General features: G+C 35.9%; 20 protein-coding genes and 1 tRNA gene. 10 read left to right on the forward strand and 11 right to left on the reverse strand.

The window, feature by feature from the left end:
- Positions 1-201: 201 nt before the first annotated feature.
- Both BLS98_RS04925 and BLS98_RS04930 read right to left on the reverse strand, forming a co-directional pair.
- Positions 202-1,050 carry a universal stress protein gene (locus tag BLS98_RS04925; RefSeq protein ID WP_089734109.1) on the reverse strand — a complete coding sequence of 283 codons (849 nt, stop codon included), beginning with the start codon at positions 1,048-1,050 and terminating at the stop codon, positions 202-204.
- A 24-nt stretch (positions 1,051-1,074) separates the two neighbouring features.
- On the reverse strand, positions 1,075-1,524 hold the full coding sequence (locus BLS98_RS04930; protein ID WP_089734111.1) for a MarR family winged helix-turn-helix transcriptional regulator: 450 nt from the start codon (positions 1,522-1,524) through the stop codon (positions 1,075-1,077).
- A gap of 406 nt (positions 1,525-1,930) precedes the next feature.
- Between BLS98_RS04930 and BLS98_RS23740 the strand changes: the two genes are divergently transcribed.
- Positions 1,931-2,089 carry a helix-turn-helix domain-containing protein gene (locus BLS98_RS23740; protein ID WP_089734473.1) on the forward strand — a complete coding sequence of 53 codons (159 nt, stop codon included), beginning with the start codon at positions 1,931-1,933 and terminating at the stop codon, positions 2,087-2,089.
- 93 nt (positions 2,090-2,182) lie between these two features.
- Here the strand turns inward: BLS98_RS23740 and BLS98_RS04940 are convergent, their stop codons facing one another.
- Positions 2,183-2,542, reverse strand: a complete 360-nt coding sequence (locus BLS98_RS04940; RefSeq protein WP_089734113.1) for a winged helix-turn-helix transcriptional regulator — start codon at positions 2,540-2,542, stop codon at positions 2,183-2,185.
- 257 nt (positions 2,543-2,799) lie between these two features.
- On the opposite strand from BLS98_RS04940, the gene BLS98_RS04945 reads away from it, so the two are divergent.
- From BLS98_RS04945 to BLS98_RS04965, 5 genes are all read left to right on the forward strand, one after another.
- Entirely contained in the window at positions 2,800-3,561 is a 762-nt protein-coding gene (locus BLS98_RS04945) for a nuclear transport factor 2 family protein (RefSeq protein ID WP_089734115.1), read from the forward strand.
- Between the two features lie 321 nt (positions 3,562-3,882).
- Complete coding sequence (locus BLS98_RS04950) at positions 3,883-4,626, forward strand: SDR family NAD(P)-dependent oxidoreductase (RefSeq protein ID WP_089734117.1); 744 nt, start codon at positions 3,883-3,885, stop codon at positions 4,624-4,626.
- 116 nt (positions 4,627-4,742) lie between these two features.
- Positions 4,743-5,345 (forward strand): NADPH-dependent F420 reductase, encoded by a 603-nt coding sequence (locus BLS98_RS04955; protein ID WP_089734119.1) that lies wholly within the window; start codon positions 4,743-4,745, stop codon positions 5,343-5,345.
- A 119-nt stretch (positions 5,346-5,464) separates the two neighbouring features.
- The gene (locus BLS98_RS04960; RefSeq protein ID WP_089734121.1) at positions 5,465-6,946 is read left to right on the forward strand and encodes an amidohydrolase family protein; all 1,482 of its coding nucleotides are present in this window, start codon (positions 5,465-5,467) and stop codon (positions 6,944-6,946) included.
- A gap of 74 nt (positions 6,947-7,020) precedes the next feature.
- Positions 7,021-7,944, forward strand: coding sequence for a helix-turn-helix domain-containing protein (locus BLS98_RS04965; protein WP_089734122.1), 924 nt, complete (start codon positions 7,021-7,023; stop codon positions 7,942-7,944).
- Between the two features lie 61 nt (positions 7,945-8,005).
- Here BLS98_RS04965 and BLS98_RS04970 read toward each other — a convergent pair.
- The 4 genes from BLS98_RS04970 to BLS98_RS04985 form a co-directional block, all read right to left on the reverse strand.
- Positions 8,006-8,077: transfer RNA gene (locus tag BLS98_RS04970), tRNA-Arg, on the reverse strand.
- Between the two features lie 355 nt (positions 8,078-8,432).
- Positions 8,433-8,870: a carboxymuconolactone decarboxylase family protein gene (locus tag BLS98_RS04975; protein WP_089734124.1), complete on the reverse strand. Its 438-nt coding sequence runs from the start codon at positions 8,868-8,870 to the stop codon at positions 8,433-8,435.
- A 67-nt stretch (positions 8,871-8,937) separates the two neighbouring features.
- On the reverse strand, positions 8,938-9,375 hold the full coding sequence (locus tag BLS98_RS04980; RefSeq protein WP_089734126.1) for a GNAT family N-acetyltransferase: 438 nt from the start codon (positions 9,373-9,375) through the stop codon (positions 8,938-8,940).
- 81 nt (positions 9,376-9,456) lie between these two features.
- Entirely contained in the window at positions 9,457-10,920 is a 1,464-nt protein-coding gene (locus BLS98_RS04985; RefSeq protein ID WP_089734128.1) for an aminotransferase-like domain-containing protein, read from the reverse strand.
- 76 nt (positions 10,921-10,996) lie between these two features.
- Between BLS98_RS04985 and BLS98_RS04990 the strand changes: the two genes are divergently transcribed.
- The 4 genes from BLS98_RS04990 (at position 10,997) to BLS98_RS05005 (ending at position 17,467) form a co-directional block, all read left to right on the forward strand.
- The gene (locus BLS98_RS04990) at positions 10,997-11,659 is read left to right on the forward strand and encodes an FMN-dependent NADH-azoreductase (RefSeq protein ID WP_089734130.1); all 663 of its coding nucleotides are present in this window, start codon (positions 10,997-10,999) and stop codon (positions 11,657-11,659) included.
- Positions 11,660-11,741: 82 nt separating this feature from the next.
- A complete protein-coding gene (locus BLS98_RS04995; RefSeq protein WP_089734131.1) occupies positions 11,742-12,857 on the forward strand; it encodes an efflux RND transporter periplasmic adaptor subunit in 1,116 nt (371 codons plus the stop codon).
- A gap of 14 nt (positions 12,858-12,871) precedes the next feature.
- Entirely contained in the window at positions 12,872-16,021 is a 3,150-nt protein-coding gene (locus BLS98_RS05000) for an efflux RND transporter permease subunit (protein ID WP_089734134.1), read from the forward strand.
- A 57-nt stretch (positions 16,022-16,078) separates the two neighbouring features.
- On the forward strand, positions 16,079-17,467 hold the full coding sequence (locus BLS98_RS05005; protein ID WP_089734136.1) for a TolC family protein: 1,389 nt from the start codon (positions 16,079-16,081) through the stop codon (positions 17,465-17,467).
- Between the two features lie 315 nt (positions 17,468-17,782).
- Here BLS98_RS05005 and BLS98_RS05010 read toward each other — a convergent pair whose 3' ends face one another.
- The 4 genes from BLS98_RS05010 to uvrA form a co-directional block, all read right to left on the reverse strand.
- A complete protein-coding gene (locus BLS98_RS05010; RefSeq protein ID WP_089734138.1) occupies positions 17,783-18,556 on the reverse strand; it encodes an alpha/beta hydrolase family protein in 774 nt (257 codons plus the stop codon).
- Positions 18,557-18,681: 125 nt separating this feature from the next.
- Complete coding sequence (locus BLS98_RS05015) at positions 18,682-19,569, reverse strand: hypothetical protein (RefSeq protein ID WP_139166078.1); 888 nt, start codon at positions 19,567-19,569, stop codon at positions 18,682-18,684.
- Positions 19,570-19,573: 4 nt separating this feature from the next.
- Positions 19,574-20,440, reverse strand: coding sequence for a hypothetical protein (locus BLS98_RS05020; protein ID WP_089734141.1), 867 nt, complete (start codon positions 20,438-20,440; stop codon positions 19,574-19,576).
- Positions 20,441-20,783: 343 nt separating this feature from the next.
- Positions 20,784-23,576 (reverse strand): excinuclease ABC subunit UvrA, encoded by a 2,793-nt coding sequence (gene uvrA, locus BLS98_RS05025; protein ID WP_089734475.1) that lies wholly within the window; start codon positions 23,574-23,576, stop codon positions 20,784-20,786.
- Positions 23,577-23,952: the final 376 nt, after the last annotated feature.

Raw genomic sequence — 23,952 nt, forward strand, 5'->3', positions numbered from 1 at the left:
TGTTGGAAGGGAACTTATGAACTTCTTCATGTGGTTTGTGAATTCTGAATTCAAGAAAGGAGGCCGAAAAATAAAAAAAGAGTCCGTTCTCACTATTTGTGAGACGGATTTCTTTTTTACATTTATTATCAAAAGCCTTTTGTAAAAGATATTATTGATGGTTAATGGATTAATTTACTGAAAAGGATTAAGATGGCAGTTTTATTTCAAAATCAAAACCGGTAAATTGGTGTTTTGATAAAGTCCTTCAGAAATACTTCTGCTCGCCATATAATAAAGGAAACTGTGTCTGCCTGGTAAAGCAATAATAAGATCGGTATTGTTTGAAGTAGCAAAACTCAAAATCCCATTGATCACATTTTCGTCATAGGAATAATGAATACTGCTCGGAATCTCTGTTAAATGTTGTTGAATATAGTCTTCCAGTTCTTTCTTTTTATCAGAGTTGATCTCATTTTTCTCTTTAGTATTGATATTCAGGAATGACAGATGTACATCAAGTTTCTGAATCATTGATTTATGGTGAAACAGTCTTTCAAGCTTTTTAATCCCATTGATATCACACGGAATGACAATATTGTTAATGCTGTTGTATTGATAACTATTGGGAACAATTAAGGTTTTAACAGGGCTTGTTCTTGCAATACTGATAATATTATCGGAAACAAAACTTTCATTGGAAGAAGTAGAATCATCACTTCCCAGAACAATCATTTCGATGGAAGGCTGATTTTTCAAAACCTCATTGATACTTCTGGTAAGTGCCCAGTCACTTAATAGCCTGGAAACTTTAACTTCAGGAGCAATTTCTGTAATCATCTTACTCAGCTGATCAAATAAAAGGTCGGTCCTTTTCAGCAAATTGTTGACATTTTCTTCATTCACAAATGAATGACCTTCTGCAATATGCAGGTAATCAAATTCAGATTCACCGGCAATCTTTAAAAGAATAATGTTTTGGTATTCATAGTGTTTTGCCCATTCAGCGGCGACTTTTACTGCATTTTCCGTGGTGGAGGTAAAGTCAATAGGTACAAGGATTGTTCTCATTTTTCAATATATTTTTAATCCTGATTATTCAAGGTTTTCGGTCATTTTTTTTACTAAAAGAAGCGCTTTGTTGATTTCATCTTCATGAAGATCACCGGCGGCTTTTTTGTACAGTTCCAAAGCCCATGGATATACTTTTTCTATAAGCTTTTTTCCTTTTGAAGTAAGAAAGATCTGCTTATTTCTTCTGTCGTTTTTATAGGCAACCCGTTCTACCAGTTCCCGCTTTACAAGGGCATTGATAAGATAGGTGATGCTTGATTTATCTTTACTTACTTTGTTGGCTATTTCCTGTTGGTTGATTCCATCATTTCTGGAAAGAATTCCGAGAATTTCTACCAGCTCAACCGAAAGATCCGGATCGTACTCATTCACGCAAGCCTGAATCTTTTGCCGTAAACGACTTTTCATTTCAGTCATTGCCCAGCCCAGTTCTAAGGCCAGTTCAGATATATTATTTCGGTTTTCAGACATATTTAAAAGATAATGGTGAGCTTTGAACAAAGTATAAAGCTTCTATGCTGATGCTTCCTAACAAATGTACGGAAAATTAGTTTTAATTTCAACTAATTGGGTGTAAAATGTTAGTGGGTAGGTTTTTATATTTAAAAGAGGAGTTCTTGAAATTATTGTTGAGGGAGTTAATTAGGTTATTGCAAATAAGAAAATAGGAGACAAGATGATATTGGATATGCTTAAATGCACAATGTCAAAGAAAAAGGATCAGAAGGTTGATATCACTCGTGAGGAGCTTTAGGAAATCTTAAACTCTATAAAAGTATAGCCAGAAAGAAGCAATGGGATAATAATTCAGTAATTTTTTATGAAAATAACCTTAGAATAGATTATGTATTGAGGCAATTACACGAAACTTCAAAAAATCAGAAAGTATACGATTCAAACAATAGCAGAAGAAGTAGGTTATAAAAGCTCCACAACTTTCATAAAAGCATTTAAAGACAGGGTTAAAATGACACCTTCAGATTATATCAAGCAGCTTGAAAATATATTGGAAAAAGAGATTAAGATGAGTGTGTAATGTCATGACAAGATACTTACTGCTTTAGAAGCATTTATAAAAGTACAGAAAATTAAAAAGACAGATAATATTGGCCTCATCACTTGTATTAAATCAGATCTCCTTATTGATACAAGGAGTAGAAACATCATCATAGAGCATATGTTCCATAGCAAATACAGTAATGGAATCAATAATTGGCAGAATCTTTTCCCCCTTGTCTGTAAGACTGTATTCAACTTTTGGTGGGACTTCGGGGTATGATTTCTTATTCAGAAAGCCATCTTTTACCAAAATTTTGAGCTCTTCATTCAAAACCTTTTCACTGATGTCAGGAATGTGACGTTTTAATTCTCCATAGCGCTTTTTTTCATCCCTCATGATTTCTATAATCAATAACCGCCATTTGCTTCCAATCACATTAAATGTTCTTCGTATCGGACAGTCTTCTATTTTTTTTTCATTTTTTTTCATTTGGTAAACTATTGACAGTCAGTAAATCCTACTTGTATGTAAGTAGCATTCTTCCAGGTTAGTACTTGATTTTTATAAGTGAAGACAATACATTTGTTATCACAATACGGCTACAATATAGGTAAAAAGATGGTAAAGTAATGGTCAGTTCCCAATCACTATATAATAATAAGGGAATTGATAAAAACAATAGCATTCTGCAGATCATGGAGCCGGATGTATTTTAATAACTTAATCATAAATGTAAACAGAAACTTATGAAAGCAAAAGAAGTAGTTTCAGAAATGTGGTCAGCATTGATGACCAACAGCGATCCGAATGTAATTGATCAATATGTGAATCCAGACTATCGGCAGCACAGTCCCTATGTGAAGAATGGTCCTGATGGGCTACGGGATCTGTTGGCCACTCTTCGTCCGGATTATCGGTATGAGCCTATACGATTTATAGGAGATGACCATTTTGTGGTCATGCACGGAATTCATCATAACTGGTTGAATAATATCATGACAGGAGGAGAAGTTGTGGTGGGTATTGATATTTTCCGTGTGGAAAATGATCAGATTGCAGAACATTGGGATGCTTCTGTTCCTATAGCTCCGGCCAGTATTTCTGGGAGAAGTCAGTTTGACGGCCCTACTGAGATAACTAATCCGGAACTTACAGAGGTCAGTAGAAAAACAGCAGAGCACTATGTGAAGGATGTTCTTATTAATAAGAGAGTAGAAGAGATCAATCAATGGGTAAGTGAAGAGGTGATTCAGCACAACCCTGCTATTGGAGATAGTATCACAGCTCTTAGAGCAGCTTTGGAAAGTAGTGAAAAAGACTACAGGAGAATTCATAGGATCGTCGCTGAAGGAGAGCTTGTTGCAGTACAATCAGAAGGAGCTGTCCGTGGGCAGGTACATACATTTTGGGATGTTCTCAGGATAGATGTCACTGGGAAAATTGTTGAGATGTGGCAAGTAGCAGCTGTATTTCCTGATATAGTGCCGCATGCTAACGGACCCTTTTAAAACATTATTCAACAGGATCAATATGATTTGACCTGAAAAAACAAAGGGTATTCCTCTTTTAGGCTTACCGCCTTATTCCTATCTCAATATTGTAAGAAAGGTATAGTGCCTGAGATCTTTACAATATTCTTCAATATCATTTAACATTACGAAAATACAATATAACGCCATAGCAAAAGCTATCGGAGAAAGAATAAGTATGTCAAATTTTGAAAGGATAAAGCGGCCTAAGAGAGGATTCTTAAAAAAGAAAAAGAAAAAATCAACGATCTGTAGGAAGATCTTGGTTGGTGTCAGCATGACAAATTAATAAAAAAAGATATGAAAAATTTAACAGGTAAAGTAGCCATGATTACAGGTTCCGGAAGAGGAATTGGCGCTCATATAGCTAAACGGCTTGCGCTTGAAGGAGCTTATGTTATCCTGCATGATCTTGAAATCCATTTACTTGAAGAAACGGCCAATGAAATTCGTGCTGCTGGAGGTATTGTTCAACAGTTGATCCAGTCGGATCTGTCTGATCATGACGCTGGTGATACCATTACACAGAGGCTGAACGTTGAGAAAATTGATATTTTAGTTAATAATGCCGGTATTGCTCCGGTGAGATCATTTCAGGAAGTTGACCAAAGTATGTTTAATGCTATGGTTGATATCAATATGAGGGCTGTTTTTTTTATCTCACAAAAATTACTTCCTTATATGAATGATGGAGGCCGAATTATCAATATTTCATCATCGTTGAAAAAGACCTATGCGCCAGGATTTATTACGTATGTTTCTATTAAAGGTTTTATTGAAGCTTTTACCAAATATCTGGCTGGGGAAATTGGCGGGCGTGGAATTACGGTGAATGCCATTTCTCCAGGAGCCATCAATACCGGATTAAATCCATGGTTTGAAACAGAAGAAGGAATAAAAGTACTACTGAATGATCAGGCTTTAAAGAAGTTGGGGCAGCCTTCATACATTAGTGATGCCGTAGCATTTTTGGCAAGTGAACAGGCCAGTTGGATTTCAGGAGCAATCATCGATGTGGATGGAGGTTTTAAGCTGGCACCCTGATGAAGTCTGATTGACATTGATACAGAATACCCATTGGGTGTTGTGCTAAAGAAGTAATTTTATATACAACACACAGTGGGTTTATTAATTATAATAACAATCATCAAAAAAAGAATATGAAAAAAACAGCTGTAATTGGGTTGGGTAATATGGGTAAAATCATTGCCCTAAACCTGATTAAGAATAACCAGGTAGTTATTGTCGCTTCAAGAGCGATTGATGACGCTATATCGTTCTCTCTTAAGCCTGAAGCTAATAATCTTGCGGTTGCCAGAGAGATTCGTGATGCCATTCATGAAGCAGAGATCATTATTCCTGCTATTTGGTTTACAGGATACAAAGACTTTTTTGCAGAATATGGATCATTGCTAAAAAATAAAATAATAATAGATATTTCCAACCCCGTTATTCCGGATGGAAGAGGAGGTTTGAAAAGAGTTCTTGAAGAAGGGAAGTCAGCAGGGGAAATAAATGCTTCAATTCTTCCCAAAGGAGCAAAGCTAGCTAAAGCATTGGGTTCTTTGACTGCTGAAAGCTTTCAGACCAAGGCCAATCAGAATCCTGAAGCCATTCTGTTTTATGCTTCGGATGATCTTGAAATTAAAAATGATATTGAAGAGGTCATTAGGAGTAGTGGCTTTAGACCAGTTTATATAGGTGGAATAAATAAAACCATACAGATGGAAGTTGGTGGAGATTGTCATGAAATTCATCCTTGATCATACAAATGTATGGTTTACCGAAAAAAGGACTAGTATTCCCGACTTTATAGTCCTATAGATTAAGATGCCGGACACTAATTTTGTTTTAGAAAATCAACACTATAATTCAGTCTTATATGGAAAGGAGAAATTTCTTTAAAATAGCAGGGATGGCTACTATTGCCGGTCTTATAGATACTCAATTGGGTTGGGCTCAGAAAGCAGTAGAGCATGGGCAAAAATATATTCATGATAAAGAGGGTGATAAATTATTGATCAAAGGTGCCCAGATTATTACTATGGATCCCGGAAATACAATTCTTCTGGGTGATATTCTCATTCAAAACGGGAAAATAAAAAAAATAGCAAAGCATATCCAGGAAGAGAATTGTAGGATTATTGAGGCAGATGGGAAATTTGTTCTTCCCGGATTTATTAATACACACAATCATATGTGGGAGGGGATTACAAGAGGTTTTTCTGCAGCGATGACAATGCCTGAGTATATGGATTGGCTGATAAAGAAGATTGGTCCGGCCTTAACTCCTGAAGATGTTTATCTTGGGACTTTGATCGCTGCATTGGAGCAAATTAATGCAGGAGTAACAACGGCTCTGGATTGGGCCCATGCTACTAATTCCCCAGAATTTGCAGATGCAGGAGTAGATGCTTTGCAGGAGTCTGGTATAAGAGCAGTTTATGCCTATGGCTTATTAGGACCGTCTTTTCGTTATCCTTATTCAGACGGAGCGGGAGGGAAAAAATACCTGGAAGACCTCTATCGGATGAAAAAAGAAAGGCTTACTTCAGGAGATGCTTTGGTGACCCTTGGTATAGCAACAACAGTACCGGAAAATAAAGACGTCAATAAGTTGAAAACAGAAGCCAGAGTAGCGGAAGAATTAGATGCTTTGCTGACAATGCATATTGGACCATTACCATCCAGAGATAGTGGAGCCATGAGAATTTCGGATCTACATGCCATGGGAATCATGAATAGACGGTTCAATTTCGTACATGGGAATGATATTACTGAAAAAGAATTTCTTTATATAAAAGAGGCTGGGGCCTCTTTGTCCGTAACTCCTGAAGTAGAATGGCAAATGGGACATGGGGTACCTCCTTTGTTACAATCTTCACAGGCAGATATTATCTTAGCACTGGGGACTGATGTATCTGCAAGTGTAAGCAATGACATGTTTGCTCAGATGAGATCTGCTTATTCTACGACTCTTGGGATGGCTCATCAAAAAGCTGCCGGAGAAAATAAAGTCTATGCCCACAAGCTTCCTGTTGCTTTAAAAGATATTCTTGCATGGGGAACTGTTGGAGGTGCAAGAGCATTAGGCCTCGATCATATCACAGGGAGCCTGGAAGTTGGAAAACAGGCAGATCTGATCCTGATAGAAAATAAAGCGATGAATATGATTCCAGCTATAGATCCGATTGCTGCTATTGTTTTACAGGCACACCCCGGTAATGTGGATACGGTAATTATAGGAGGGCGGATACTGAAAGAGAAAGGCAAACTTCTGCATCATCAGATTAGCTCAGATATGATGTTGAGCAAGATTCAGTCCGCTTCTGAAAGATTATACACAAAAAGTATGAAGTCATAATAAATCTTTACTTTTATTGACTCAAATATATTCATGGTAAAGTTGAGTGTAAAAGTATTAATTACAATGTGTTTATGACAAAACCAATTATCCCACTTCTTACTATGCAAGAGGTACACAGGTTATTTGATGCAAATATATTGTCAAAACCGGAGTTGAACTTCGGAAAAATTTTTGCCGATCATGCCCCTTTTTTGCTATTGGAGGTTGTTGGAAATAATAAAGAATCAATTGTTTTCCGGGCTGAATATAATGCTTTGGTATTGTGTGTTTCAGGAACTTGTGACAAAGAAGTTGGGATGCACTCTTTTAAAATGAAGCCTAAAAGTATTCATTGGGTGAAAGCGGGCCAGCTTCAGAGCTTTAATAATCAGACAGAAGATGTACATTGTTTTATTCTTTGCTTTTATACCCATATTTGGAAAGATTTTCCTGTGGTTGTTTCTACAATGGAGCAACTGTTGAATCTGGAGTATGATCAGGTTCCCAATTTTAATCTGGATGATCATACTTTTGATCAGATTTTTGAACTATACCAAAAGATTGATAGGGAACAAAGGCAGAAAGCCTCTTTTTATACTGCCATGTCAGGTTTGTTTATTCTTGAAATTTTATATCTTATTAAAAGATCATCCTTGCAGGCTTTTACCAAGGATAAAGAAAAGAAAACTTCTGCACAGCAAGATAAATGGTTGGCTTTTAAGAGATTGGTAGAAGAGCATTTTCAGACTCATAAATCAGTTAAAGAATATGCCAATCAATTGAACATTAGTCCTAAGTATTTAAATGAAATCGTCAATAGAGAAACCGGAAGCTCACCCATGAAACACATTCAGCAGCGTATACTTGCAGAAGCCAGATACCTGTTAGCTTATACAGATTTGTCTGTTAAGGAAATTGCATATTTACTGCAGTTTGAATCATCTGCTTACTTTGGGAAATTTTTTAGAGCCAGAACAGGAAGTTCACCTTCTGTCTTTAGGCAAGAAAGAAAATGAGTATACCTCTAGTAAAATGATCTATGGGTTCGTTGTGATTTTACATGAATAGATGAATCTGTAGCCACACCAAGAATCGAACTTGGATCTAAAGTTTAGGAAACTTTTGTTCTATCCATTGAACTATGTGGCCATTAGAAAAATAAAATTACAAATTATTCTCTTAAAAATTTAAAAATCAGAATGTTGATGCTTTAGGTTTGTTTGACCACAGATTGCAGAGATTTTCACAGATGTTTGTGTGGTGTTTTATACCCGAAACTTTTGTTGATTAACCTGAGTTTGGAATTTTAATAAAGTAAGGAAGTCTGAAGCTGGAAGAGGGGAATTATTGAAGTCCGAAAGAACAGCTATACCTGGGCTTTATTAATTTTCAGAAACAACCTCCCTCTTTCAGTTCCTTATTTTTCTTGACCTGAAAATAGGTTAAATAGCAAATACATGCATACACAAATGTTGTTTATCCTGATTTCTTTGAACGTCTAGAGCTAATCTAAAGGTTTATGAGTGCTGATTGCCACTCTATTCCAGGCATTAATGGTAATAATTGCCATAATAATCAAACCTATATATTCTTCGGGAAACAACTGAACTGCTATCTGATAAGTATCCTCAGATAATCCGTTTTTGCTGATCAGCGTAATTTCTTCTGTCATGGCTAAAATAGTACGCTCTTCTTCTGAAAATAACTTGGTCTCTCTCCAGGCGTTTAACAGGAAAATTCGCTGTGCAGTTTCTCCCTGATTAACCGCATCGCGAGTATGTAAATTGAGACAATAAGCACATCCGTTTATCTGGGAAGCCCGGATTTTTATAAGTTCAAGATGAGTTTTGTCTAATCCTGAATTTTGAATAGTAGTATCTAAAGCAATAATTCTTTTGTAAGCAGCGGAAGATACACTGGATAAATCAATACGTTTTTTCATTTTCCAAATTTTTAGTTTATATCATTTATTACGTCTTATAACAGACAACTTTATTGTCCCAAAAAAATTATTTTAAATGAGCGTGTAAATGGACCGCTGAAAATTCAAATCCATTATTAAAGTATAATTTTTGGGCAGTATGATTGTCAAAACCTGTATCTAAAACTACGGCATCCATATTTTTGTATTCCGCTACAGCTCTCACATGTGATAATAATTTGCCGCCAAGCCCTCTGCCTCTATAGTGTTGTAAAGTACACAGATCGTCAATATAGATGATATTTCCACTGTGTAGAGTGGTCATGATGCGATATCCAACAAAGGCAACAATTTTTTCTTCATGAAAAACTCCCATTAAGGTATATTTCTCAGTTGAAACCATTTCAGCTATCGTACCTGACCATTTACTCCTGTCTAAATGGGGTCTGAGTACCAGAGCGACCTCGAAGCACTGTTGAATCTCTACATCTGATGTAATGGTTTTAATCTCATAAGTATCGTCCATATTTTATTTTTTTTGTAAAATTAAAACACATTGAACAGAACTAAACACACCAGATTAGTAATTATATACAGCCCAGTTCACTTACCCTATAACTTTTTTTAAGATAGAGACAGCTTCTGACATCTCTTTTTCATCTAATGATGCAAACCCCATTCTAATGCCATTTGTAGAAAATAACTCATTTTTATAAAACAAACCGTTGTCCATATAAAGTCCATTTTTTAAAGCTCTATCAGATAATTTTATGAGATCAATATCAGGATCAAAAACAGACCATACCGCCAATCCTCCCTCCGGAACTTTAAATTCTATTTCATTGGAAAAATTCACCTTTAATAATTCGCAAAAGATGTCTCTGCGTTGTTTGTAAATCTTCAGTGCTTTTCTGTAATATCGATTCATTTCTCCCTGATTAAATAATAAAGCAAAGGCTTCTTCCAGAGTAGTATCTCCCTGTCTGTCTATAAGCTCCCTTAAGGCTGTAGCTGAATGAATAAAACTGGATGGTCCTGTCATAAATCCTATTCTTAAAGCAGGTGCAAAGGTCTTGGTAACCGATCCTAAATAAATTACGTTTTCATTATGATCTATACTGGCCAAAGGTAGAAAAGGTTTGTTCGCATAATGAAAATCAAAGTCATAATCATCTTCAATAATGGCAAATTTATACTCCTTAGCAAGCTTCAGAAATTTCAACCTGCGTTCCATGCTCAAAGTAACGGTAGTTGGGCTATGATGGTGGGGGATTAAATATACCGCTTTTATCTTCTTTTTCTTAAGTACCTGTTCAAGATAATCCGCATCCATTCCGTACTCATCGATCGGAATTCTTAATAACTTAGCTCCAGTTTGTCTAAAAATCTCATCAGCAGTAGAGTAGTTGGATACTCCTACCGCAATATGATCTCCCTGTTCAAGAAGTAGCTGGGCAGATAAATAAATTCCCATCTGGCTGCCTTTGGTAATCAGCATATCATTAATATCAACATTTAATCCTCTGGTCGTAGAAAGATATTTACACAATGACTCTCTTAAATGTTCCGAACCTTTTGCATTACCGTATTTTAAGAAATTACGGCCATAGAATTTTCTTGATATGCTTCTGTATTCACGCATCAATTCATCTATAGGAGCAAGCCGGACATCAGGAAAGCCGTCATCTATAGCTAGCTGGGGTTTTTGAAAATTTTTGCTGAGAATTGCATGACTGAACTTATTGGTCCAAATAAAAGCCTCCTGCTTTATTCCTACATTTTTTGCATCATTGCTATTCTTTTGGGTAAGAATTGGAAGACTGGATAAGACATATACTCCTTTTCGTTCTATAGATTCTGTCCAACCTTGACTGGTTAATTCTTCATACGCTAATTTGACTGTATTCCGATCAATTCCGATTAATAGGGCAAGATTACGGGTGCTGGGTAACATTTCAGAGGGTGGTAAAGTACCATCAGTAATTAATGAAATAAAATAATTACACACCTGAATATACAAAGGTATAGAAGACGTTCTGTCAATTTCAATCAAGGATTTATAAGGTAACATCTGGGCTGTATGTTTTATATTAATTGGTATACAAATGTAAGCCAATATCCCGCTATTTTTGTCAAAAAAATTAAATATGGATGTACAAAACAAGAAACTGAAAAACTTGTTGGTTATTAATTCAAGTGCAAGATTTACAGGTTCTCAAAGCAGAAAGTTGGCAGAAGCCTTTATCAATCACTGGAAAGAAAAATATTTAAATTCCAATATTCATCTTCGGGAACTGGGGAACCAAATCATACCTCATATAACAGAGGAATGGATTGTTGCAGCATTTAAACCTTTGGAAAATAGAACTCAGAAAGATGTAAAATCTTTAGAACTCAGTGATGAATATATCAAAGAGCTAAAAGATGCAGATACCATAGTTATTGCTTCACCCATGTATAATTGGTCAATACCAAGCAGCTTAAAAGCTTATATCGATCAGGTAGTGCGTGTTAACGAAACCTGGAAACACAATCCTGATAATATTCAAAATCCATATATCGGGCTATTAGAAAATAAAGAGGTTGTTTTGTTACTTACAAGAGGGTCTCAAGGGTATGAACAAGGGAACTATAATGAACATAAAGATTTTCAAACTAATTATTTAAAATGGGTTTTCAATGTAATGGGAATTTCTGAGATTCATGTCATAAATCTTGATGGAGAGGCAGATGGTAAAGAAAATTACAGCTTAGCTATACATTCAGCACATCAAAGGACTATTGACGTAATAGACACAAAACTCTCTTAGTTTTTTCAAGACTTAATCTATCATATCAAAGAATACTGATTTTTTGATAGGTTTTATGTGCTAATGTAATAATGAATAAAAAATGAATATAATAAAGAAGTTGTTACCCTTGTCTTCATTGATTTTTTTGGTTGCCTGTCAAAAAAAAGAGGCGGAGACGGTAAAAGAAGCCGCAGCATTCTATCCAACTCTTTCTATTGTAAAAGAGGAGGCCGTAGTATACAGTGATTATCCAGTAGTGCTTCAGGGGAAAAAAGATGTTGAATTAAGACCTAAGATTGATGGCTTTATAGAAGCAATATTAGTTGAAGAAGGGCAAAAGGTTAAAAAAGGACAGGTATTGTTTCGCATTTATGCTCCTCAGTTTAAAGAAGAAAATGTTGCTGCTGTAGCAAATTTAAGTCGTGCTGAAGCAGAATTAAATGATGCCGGAATGAAGGTGAAAAAAGTGAAGCCTCTGGTAGAAGAGAATATCATTAGCAATTATGAATTAGAATCAGCTCAATATAACTTAAAGACTAAGAAAGCCTTGTTCGCGGAGGCAAAAGCAAATCTGAGCAATGCAGAAGCAAATCTGAGATATACACAGATTGTAGCTCCATTCGATGGAGTGATAGGACTTATTCCTTTTAAAGAAGGAGCATTAGTAAATAGTAGTTCAATAAAACCCTTGACTGTTATATCAGATACTTCATCTATCCACACGTATCTGTCGATGAATGAGAAGCAGTTTTTTGATTTTACTCAACAGGGAATTCATGGGAGTGTTCAGGAACAAATAGACTTATTACCACAAGTAAGCTTGATTTTGGCAAATGAAACTGAATATTCTGAAAAAGGAAAAATTACGACCGTTAGCGGGCAATTTGACCCATTAACCGGGAGTATTAATTTTAGAGCAGTCTTTGGCAATAAAGCGGGATTGCTGCGAAGTGGTAACAGTGCTAGTATAAGAGTATATGAAAAAGTGAATAATACCATTCTGGTTCCACAAAAATCAACGTTTGATCTTCAGGGAAAGAGATTTGTTTATGTTGTTGGAAATAATGCAGTAGTAAAGAGCAGGGAAATCCAAATTATGGAAAAAGAACCTTCCGGTCAACAGTATATTGTGATGTCAGGTTTAAATGCCGGTGATAAAATAGTGAGCGCAGATATTGGAGGCTTGAAAGATGGAGTGAAAATTAAATTAAAATAAGGAGAGCGTAGATTATGTTGAAGAAATTTATTGAAAATCCAATATTATCAGCTGTAATATCCATTATTATAGTTATTCTGGGATTATTAGGATTGTCTACTCTGCCAATGACACAATACCCGGACATTGCTCCGCCTACAGTAAAAGTGACAGCTAACTACCAGGGAGCCAACGCAGCGGCAGTTATGAAAAGTGTGATCACGCCATTAGAAGAACAGATTAATGGAGTAGAGCAAATGGCATTTATGAATTCAAAAGCAAGTAATGATGGTTCTGCCGAAATTACAGTTACTTTTAATCAGGGAGCTGATCCTGCTATGGCTGCCGTGAATGTACAAAACCGTGTTAATCAGGCGATGAGCCAACTCCCGGAAGAAGTAGTAAAACAAGGAGTTACTACCACAAAAAAATTGGCAACTGAAGTGTTTAGCTTTATGCTTTATAGTGAAGTTCCGGAGTATGATGAGATGTTCTTAGAAAACTATACCCGCATTAATCTTACCCCTCAGTTAAAAAGGATCAGTGGTGTAGGAGATGTGGCTGTTGTTGGGAATAGTGAATACAGTATGCGTGTTTGGCTAAAACCGAATGTAATGGCGGCCTATAGTTTAGTTCCTACAGATATTATTAATGCTTTAAAAGAGCAGAATGTAGAAGCTGCACCAGGAAAAGTAGGCGAGAACAGCAAGCAAAGCTTTCAATTCACTTTGAAATATACAGGGCGTTTAGAAACCCCAAAAGAATTTGGAAATATTGTTATCCGTGCATTAGGCAATGGAAAAACACTCTACCTAAAAGATATAGCCGAAATAGATTTGGGAGCTTTTTCTTACGAAACCACACAGACTGCATTTGGCCACCTGGGTACTTATATAGCCGTTAACCAAACTGCAGGATCCAACGCTTATGATATCATTAAAGAATGTGAAAAAAAAATAAAAGAAGCTGAGAAAAATTTTCCACCGGGTGTTAAATCAGTTATTTATACCAATTCAAATGATTTTTTATTAGCTTCTATCAATAAGTTGGTCTATACACTTATTGAAGCTTTTATCTTAGTATTTATTGTAGTCTTATTATTTTTACAGGACTGGCGTTCAACTTTAATACCTGCCATTACTGTACCTGTCGCCATTATCGGGACATTCTTTTTCCTGAATCTGTTTGGTTTTACTATAAACTTGTTAACCTTATTTGCTTTAGTACTGTCTATTGGTATTGTTGTGGATGACGCAATCATTGTAGTAGAAGCTGTACATGCTAAGTTATATGGAGGAGCCGAAACCGTTAAGAAAGCCACTATAAGTGCAATGAATGAACTGTCTACCGCTATTATTTCCATCACTTTGGTAATGGCAGCAGTATTTGTGCCCGTTACATTTATTGAAGGTTCTGTAGGAGTGTTTTATAAAGAATTTGGTATTACACTTGCTGTAGCGATTTTAATCTCAGCTGTTAACGCTTTAACACTAAGCCCGGCACTTTGTGCACTTCTATTAAAACCGGAATCAGATATTGATCATGAGAAGAAAGGCTTTACTGACCGTATGAAAGTAGCCTTTAATAGTAGTTTTGACCGTATGACCAATCGTTATGTGGACATTTTAAAATTTCTAAATAAACGGCTATGGATAGCTTTAGGAGCTGTTGTTGTCTTTGCAGGGATATTTATTTACTTAAGCAAAACAACACCCACAGGATTTGTTCCCAATGAAGATAGCGGGTTTATTTATGGAAATGTGATCATGCCTCCCTCTACCTCTCTACAGGAAACAGTTCGAATAGCCAATCAAATTGATAGTGTAACCGCAACAATTCCAAAACTTGGAATGAGGGCGCGCTGGGTTGGAAGTGATTTCTTTAGCGGAAAAGGGAGTTCTTATGCTGCTCAGTATGTAAAGTTAAAACATTGGGATGAGCGTAAAGGTGAAGGAGAAGACTCACAGAGTATTGTGCAGGAACTCTTTAAAAAGACAGCTCATATCAAAGGAGCGAATATTGTGTTTTTTGCAGCTCCAACTTTGCAGGGGTTTGGTAATAATTCAGGTTTTGAATTGCAAATGCAAGATAAGACAGGCGGAGATTATAAGGAATTTGAAGGAGTGATGGGAAAATTCATAAAGGAATTAAACCAACGTCCTGAAATTATGTTTGCAACAACATCATTTAATACAAACTTTCCTCAATATGAAGTTTCAGTGAACGTAGTTAAAGCGAAAGAATCCGGAGTAAGTGTAACAGAGATCCTTACAGCTTTACAAGGATATTTAGGAGGGATCTATGCCACTAATTTTAACCGATTTGGAAAACAGTATAAAGTGGTCATTCAGGCGGCTCCTAATTTTAGAGAGAATAAAGAAGCAATCGATGGGTTGTATGTAAAAAACAGTGAAGGTATCATGACTCCTGTTACTGCTTTTATTAATCTAAAGAAAGTATACGGTCCTGAATTTTTAACCCGATTTAATTTATATAATTCAGCGATGGTTAATGGAGCGCCTAATGCAGGATATAGCTCAGGAGATGCCATTAAGGCAATTGAGGATGTGGCAGCAACGCTTCCAAAAGGGTATGGGTTTGAATATTCAGGACTTTCAAGAGAAGAAAGTACAAGTGGTAACCAGACAGCCATTATCTTTATTCTGTCAATAGTATTTGTGTATTTCTTATTAAGTGCTCAGTTTAAGAGTTTTATCCTTCCATTAGCAGTATTGTTTTCATTGCCCATTGGCTTAGCCGGTGCATTTATCTTTGCAAAACTGTTTGGGATAGACAATAATATCTTTTTGCAGATTAGTTTAATTATGCTGATTGGCCTTTTAGCGAAGAATGCTATTCTGATTATTGAATTTGCCCTTCAGCGAAGAATGCAGGGACAATCTATAAAAGAAGCCGCTATAGAAGCCGCCCGTATCCGGCTAAGACCTATTTTTATGACATCGTTTGCTTTTATCTTTGGATTATTGCCCTTGATGTTAGCTTCTGGGGCTGGTGCATTGAGTAATAAATCTATTGGAACAGCTGCAGTAGGTGGTATGCTGATAGGCACATTGATCGGTGTATTAGCTATTCCCGCTTTGTTTGTTATGTTTCAATCCATACATGAAAGAATCACAGGAAAACCTGAACTGGCCTCAGATGAGGTGATCAATCCAATAAATTAATTAAACATCCCAAAGAAATGACACTATTGTTTCTTTGGGGTATCGTATTACGAAAGAATGAAAATATATATTAAATTATTAATCACTCTATGTATTGCAGGAGTATTGTCCTCTTGCAGTCCGGGTAAAGTCTATCAGTTTAAAAAAGAAGTGGATAGCTCTTTGTATAGAGAAATGACGCCTATAGATACATTGAGTATTGCTCAAATGGGCTGGCAGGAGTTTTTTACAGATACACATTTAAAAGAGCTAATTCAATCTGGTTTACAAAATAACTTAGATCTGAAAATAGGGATACAGCGTATTAATATTACGCAGTCTATGCTAAAACAGTCCAAAGCAGCATTTTTACCAGGTTTGAATGGTGGTTTTGGCAGTAAACAATCAAGGATGTCATATTCACAAGGTCTTGGAAATATGAATAATACAGCCTTATATGATGGGTATGCCAATGCTTCTTGGGAAATAGATGTATGGGGTAAGCTGGCAAGCAGTAAACGGGCTTTTCTGTATAGAATATTGCAGTCTGAATCTATGCAGCGTGCTGTACAGACACAGATAGTAGCACAAATAGCAGACAGTTATTACCAACTTTTAACCTTGGACAAGCAGCAGGCTATTTTAGAAAAGACTATTGAAAATAGAGCTCTGGATGTGAAAACCATGAACAAACTGAAAGCGTCAAATATAGTAACCGGAGCTGCTGTGGTACAGAGTGAAGCAAACTATTATAATGCTCAGGCTGATTTGCCCCGCATCAAAAGGCAGATAAGAGAAATAGAGAATGCTGTAAATGTATTGCTGGGACAAGCAGCACAACCTATAACAAGAGGGAGTCTGGACGATCAGGAAGTAAACAACAACTTGAGCGTAGGTTTGCCATCACAGTTATTAGCGAATAGACCTGATGTACACGCAGCGGAGCTTGAAGTGGCTTCTTATTTTGAGGAGATTAATGTTGCTAAGCGGGCTTTCTATCCCTCTTTGACAATCACTGCATCAGGTGGCTTCTCCAGTTTTGAGCTAAAAGACTGGTTTACTTCTACAGGTTTTTTTGCCAATGTTGCTGCAGGCCTCATTCAGCCTATTTTCAATAAGCGATTAAATAAAACCCGTTTAGAAATAGCCCAAGCGAATTATCAGGAAAAAGTATATTCTTTTCAAAAAATATTAATGAATGCAGGACAAGAGGTGTCGGATGCTTTGTATGGCTATGAATCTGCGGCTGAACAGGAAAAAAAACGGATCTTGCAGATAGATAAGCTTAATTTAGCCGTTGATTACACCAAAAAGCTGTTGATCTATCATTCGTCAACAAATTATACTGATGTATTGACTTCTGAACAGGCTTACCTCAATGCTCAAATAGAACTGACTAATGATAAGTTACTGAAATGGCAGTCAGTTATTAAGTTGTATCGTTCATTGGGGGGTGGTGTCAGATAATAATAAAAGAATTCGCTCTTTAGGAGCGAATTCAGTAGATAAGACATCTCATTTTTTTAATTAGACAACAATAAAAAAGCACAGCCGACAATGCTGTGCTTAAATTTTTATTTCAAATTTAATTGCAATTTCAAGAGTAGTAAGAAAAGCAAATAAAGTTTCCACTTCGATGTTTATTACATAGTAAATGTAGTGATATTTTTAATACAGAATATGAATTTAATGTTAAAATTCACAAGTTATCCACAATTTGTTGTGGATAAGTTTAGGTTGTTCCAAAATTTATCCCTTCAAAAGAGAAAGAAATCCTTAGTATTAGCCTTCTTTCAGATATTGTAAGACAAAATCATTCAACGTTTTTTTCTCCTCTTCACTACCTTTATTATCCATATGGCCATGATTAATGGATGTTGGCTGAATGATCATGTGATATTTTTTCTGTTCATCTTCGGTAGGTAACACGCCTTCATCAGCAGGATAATCATTGGAACGCAATGAATAAATTTTAGGAATACTCGTCCTTGGAAGAAACATTCTGCGGTTATCCATGGTAATCATTTTATACACAAGGTTAGGATGTTGGTTGCCAAATAAAGCGACCATATCACCACCATTGGAATGCCCTATTAAGGTAAGGTGTTTATAATCCAGATCCGGATTCGTTTTTTTAAGCTCGTTCAAAACATATAATATATTGTCGGAACCATTTTGCCAGAAAGGCCTTCTTACAAGCTGCAGGTTTCCTTCTACAGGCAGGGGAGCATCTGTAGTCTGTTCATGCTGAATGCTTACCGTAAAATATCCTTTTGAAGCCAGCTTTTCTGTTAAATACGAATACACAAAATAATCTCCGCCTTTATTAAAGCCATATCCATGATTAAAAATAATTACCTGTTGATTCGGAATTTTCTTATTAGTTTTTGGCAGATAATAGGCAACAGGGATTTTACGATTTCTACTTTGATCAAAGATCGTTAAAGTATCTCGTTTGACTTCATAATCCTTATCTGGATGGATGTTTTTCTTTACCGAACAATTAATGAGAAATAAAAGTGCTGAAAGCGGGATAAATACTTTTTTATATTGCATATCTGATTATATATCTTTCTGTCCTTTTATTGGAAGAAAAGAAGTTTTTTATTTTCCCTAATATAAAAATTTTGTCTATTACAACCATTGACAATTTTGCTGATAAGAATATTAACTTTATTTTATTAGGAAGTAGGCAAATAAATAATAGAAATGGTATTGGTAAGAACTCTGTTATAATTATTAGCTTCCGTATTTAGATTGTATTGATTGCCTGCTGTTCCTGGTGTAATATATTTTACAATCGGTACCGTTTTTTCTCCGGATTGCAGATAGATGATGCTTTTGAAATTTAAATAGGTAATAAAATTTCCTCCTTGTGCAGAATCTAAATTTTCGTTTGCATTTTGAAAGATGATGTCTGTTAGCCCGTTAGCGGAAAATGATCCGGTATAAGGTTTAGATAATCCTAAACGAATTGGATTTTTAATATTGCTTCCCGGGTTATAGTTATTGCCCCAGGGTTTGAGAAGAATATTCATATTGATCAAATAATACCCTGTAAAAGGAGCGGTAAACTCACCTGTTGAAGTATTAAAAGTATTTAATTTATCGGTCACTTTATGATCAAATATAAATCTTCTGATATTATTACCTAGGTCACTGCTGACAAAGCTTAGTTCATTTCCTGAAGGATTCATATTGACCAAAGCAATCAATCTGTTCAGGAGAATATTATTTATTTTTTGGTTCAATTCTTCACCATTCACAAAAGCGTTCCATCTTCCATTGCTGAAAGAATACAGTTTGTTTTTTACAACATCATCATTGGTATTGAGCGGTGTACCGTTGTTTGCATCCGCCAGATTGAATACCAATAGTCCATTTGCCGGATTTTTGATGGTAGTAATATCTGTTACACCTGATAATGAAACTCTCGGGATTAAAAGTCCTTTATTCGTGGAGTTGATATGAAGTGCTGCACTGACGTCCGGTGAAGCGTTGGTATTTATTCCAACCTGGGAATAATGAGATACGCTCAGACACATTGTAAGTAAAAAATATATTCTCATAGCGTTAATTGACGATTGGAAGATATATGATCGTAATAGTATTCACCTGAGCCCTGCTGTATCCTAAGCCCTCTGTTGCCATTGAATAAGTATTATTGCCTGCTGTAGTGCCCGGGGTAATATACCTGGTCAGAAAACAGACTTTTTCATCTTTATTCATATAGATAACCCCTGAAACTTTAAGGGTAAGGGGCTGCTGATCATCTGTTACAGCATTTAAAGGTTGATTGAGAAAGGCAAATGTTGCATTACCGCTATAAGTAAATGTCGTATAGGGTTTGCTTACTCCTAATCGGATGATATTGGTTGTATTTTGCGCCTGATAGCTCTTCAGTAGTACAGATGCATCTATTTGGTAATATCCATTTTTAGGTGCTTTAAATTCTGAATTGACAGGGTCATAGGTGTTGTTCTTATCAAAAACTTTATTATTAAAGTATATTCTTCTGATATTAGCTCCAAGATCATTTCCTACATAAGCTACATCATTACCGGTGGATGAAACATTGGCTACAACTTGCAGCTGGGGAACTCCGAGCCCTTCAATAGCCGTATTTAATATGGTATCCGTTATCAGCAGCTCCCACGAATTGGTCGTTGCAGAAAAAGCATAAAAATTATCTGCTATTACATTATTACTATCTGTTCCGGCAGAACTTGTCAAATTATAAACCAGTAAACCATTGGCGGGATTGGGAATGGTAGAAAGATCTGTTTTATTTTTCAGACTTACCCTTGGAATAAGAAGTCCTTTATTAGAATGCTTAATGTCGAGTACAGCACTTGGGTCAGGAACCGTTGTATTAATCCCTACTTGGGCAAAAGTTACGATGCTTACTAATGAAAATATAGAAATAATTACTTTTTTCATAGTGTTTTACAAATTAAATAAAGTGTTTATAGAAACAAATATATTGGATTCTTTTATTCTTTATCTTTAGGGGGGGGTGTTTATAATTGAATGAAAATCAATTATTTATTGATATTTGTTGATGTAATTTATATATAGCCATAATTTTAAATAAAATAAAAGGTTACGAGTAGTAAATTGAGCTGAGATTAATTATTTAATAATTTTTTTTAAAATTATCAGAAGCTGTCATTCAATTTTCCAGCGCTCTCAAAGCAAAGGAATAAGAAGAGGGATGGGAAAGAAAGAATAAAGAAAGATATAGTAAAAAAAACAGAGAGCCGTTGAGCTCTCTGTTCTGTATTTATTTTTCAAGTTTTTCCTTGATGTATTTGGCTGTGTAAGACTTTTTATTTTTTATCAGATCCTCTGGTGTTCCGGCAAAAACTACTTCACCACCATGTTTTCCTGCTTCAGGACCAATATCAATGATGTAATCAGCACATTTGATAATATCCGGCTGGTGCTCAATAACAATCACTGAATGTCCAAGGTCAATCAATGCCTGTAATGATTTCAACAGCTTTTGAATATCATGGAAATGAAGACCTGTAGAAGGCTCATCAAAGATAAATAGTGTTTTGTCTGTAGTAACACCTTTCACAAGGAATGATGCCAGCTTCACACGCTGTGCCTCACCACCGGAAAGGGTAGAAGAGCTTTGTCCCAGTTGTAAATAGCCCAATCCAACTTCTTGTAAAGGTCTCAGTTTGGTCACAATTTTCTCTTCATTATTATCTTTAAAGAATTCCAGAGCTTCATCCACAGTCATGTGAAGAATATCAGAAATGCTTTTTTCATCGAATTTTACATCAAGGATTTCGCTTTTGAAACGGGTACCTTTACAAACCTCACATTCCAGTTCAATATCAGCCATAAACTGCATAGAAACATTGATGACACCTTCACCTTTACATTCATCACATCTTCCACCATCTACGTTAAAAGAGAAGTGCTTAGGTTTGTAGCCCATCATTTTAGCTATTTTCTGCTTGGCAAAAAGATCACGGATGTCGTCATAAGCTTTCAGATAGGTTACCGGGTTTGAACGTGAAGATTTTCCAATAGGATTCTGATCAATCAGTTCAATATTTTTGATGAGCTTTTTCGGGAATTCTACAGAATCATAATCTCCTTTTTTACCACCCATTCCTAATTGAATCTGAATGTCATTGGTAAGAATTTCCTTCATTAAAGTAGATTTTCCACTTCCTGAAACACCTGAAATAACAGTCAGACTTTCTAAAGGAACGTCTACATCAATATTTTTAAGATTATTCTGACGAGCTCCTTTAATATGAATCCACTCTTTTGCTTTTCTGCGTTTCTTCGGAACTTCTATTTCCATTCTTCCGGTAAGGTATTCTGAAGTAAGGGTATTGGCTTTTTTCAAATCCTTATACTCTCCGGCAAACACCAGTTCACCGCCAAGATAACCTGCTTCCGGACCAATATCAATAATATAATCGGCAGCATGCATTACATCTTCATCGTGTTCTACTACAATCACTGTATTTCCTAAGTCACGAAGATTTTTCAATACTCCGATGAGGTTTTCAGTGTCCTTGGAATGCAGTCCGATAGAAGGTTCATCCAATATATAAATGGAACCAACCAAAGAACTTCCTAAACTTGTTGCCAGGTTAATTCTTTGACTTTCTCCTCCGGAAAGGGTGTTGGATGTTCTGTTTAATGTTAAATATCCCAATCCAACTTTTAATAAGAACTCAAGACGAGTGGTGATCTCGTACAATAACCTCTTGGCAACTTCTTTATCGTGGTCGGATAGTTTTAGGCTGTTAATTACGGGTACCAGTTCATCCAATGGAAGTTCAATCATCGATTGAATATTGTGCCCATCTACTTTTACCCAGCTTGTTTCTTCACGAAGTCTTAATCCTTCACAGGTTGGGCAAAGGGTTTTTCCTCTGTAGCGGGACAGCATCACACGGTACTGGATTTTATAAAGGTTTTCTTCAAGCATTTTGAAGAAATTGTTGATGCATGGGAAGGTGCTTTTACCATCACCTTTCCAAAGGAAGTTTTTCTGTTCCTTGGTTAATTGATGATAAGGCTTATGAATAGGGAAGTCTCCAGCTTTTTTAATAAAGTCTTTTTTCCATTCACTCATGGTTTCTCCTTTCCAGCAGGCAACAGCATCTTCGTAGATGGATAATGTTTTATTAGGAATTACAAGATCTTCATCTATTCCGATTACTTTCCCATACCCTTCACAAGCTGGGCAGGCTCCGTACGGGTTATTGAAACTGAAGAAATGAACATTCGGTTCAAGGAATTCCATTCCATCCAATTCAAATTTATTGGAGAATTCTTTTACCTTTTCGGTATCTGTATTTTTTAAAGAACAGTAGCCACGGCCTTCATAAAATGCCATTTGAATAGAATCTGCCAATCGTTGTAAAAAGCTTTCATCTTCTTCATAAGAAAAACGGTCAATCACAAGATTGATCTTCATTCCTTTTTCCGGAGCAAATCCGAAACTTTCCAGATCTTCAATTCCTGCTAAATTTCCGTTGATCTCAAGTCTTGTGAAACCAGCAAGTTTTAAAATATTCAGGGTTTCCTTAAAATTATCAACATCATATTCCAAAGGAGTCGTTAATAAAAAGGAAGTATCTTTTTTAGAAGCCTTGATAAAATCAATCACATCCGAAACAGAGTCTTTTTTCACTTCTTCCCCTGAAACAGGAGAAAATGTTTTTCCGATCCTTGCAAACAAAAGCTTCATATAATCATAAATCTCCGTAGACGTTCCTACTGTAGAACGTGGATTGGATGAAATTACTTTCTGCTGGATGGCGATGGATGGAGCAAGTCCTTTAATATCATCAATCTTAGGTTTTTCTAATTTCCCTAAGAACTGACGGGCGTAAGAACTCAAACTTTCTACATATCTTCTTTGTCCTTCAGCATAAATGGTGTCAAAAGCCAAAGATGATTTTCCACTTCCTGATACTCCGGTAATAACAATCAGTTTATTTTTCGGGATCAGGACATCTATATGTTTCAGATTATTAAGATGGGCATTCTTAACAAAAATCTGTTTTTTTATGTCTATTTCTGTAGTATCAGCCATATTTTGTTTATTCATAAAAGTAACTGCAGAGTATTAAAAACTATCAGTTTACTGGTGTTTTTCGGAATATTCCGGGAGGTCATTAATTGAACCTTCAAATGATTTTCGGATTCAACTGAGAGAAACAGCATGGTTGCAAAATGCTGCTCGAACTACAGATGAAAAAGAATGATTTCGCTGTAAAATTAAGACCCACAAAATTACGAATTTTTTAGCAAAAATTATACGATTCTCTTATGACTAAAATGATATATAAAAAATAAAAATTAGTGTGTTGACCCCTTAATTTGGGACTCGGAAAAAGAGTATTTCAGATATATTTTGTGGAATTATATTGTTTTTATCATTCGTTTTTATTGAATTTCAAACAGTTTTT

It is taken from the genome of Chryseobacterium jejuense (genome assembly GCF_900100075.1).
Taxonomy (GTDB): domain Bacteria; phylum Bacteroidota; class Bacteroidia; order Flavobacteriales; family Weeksellaceae; genus Chryseobacterium; species Chryseobacterium jejuense.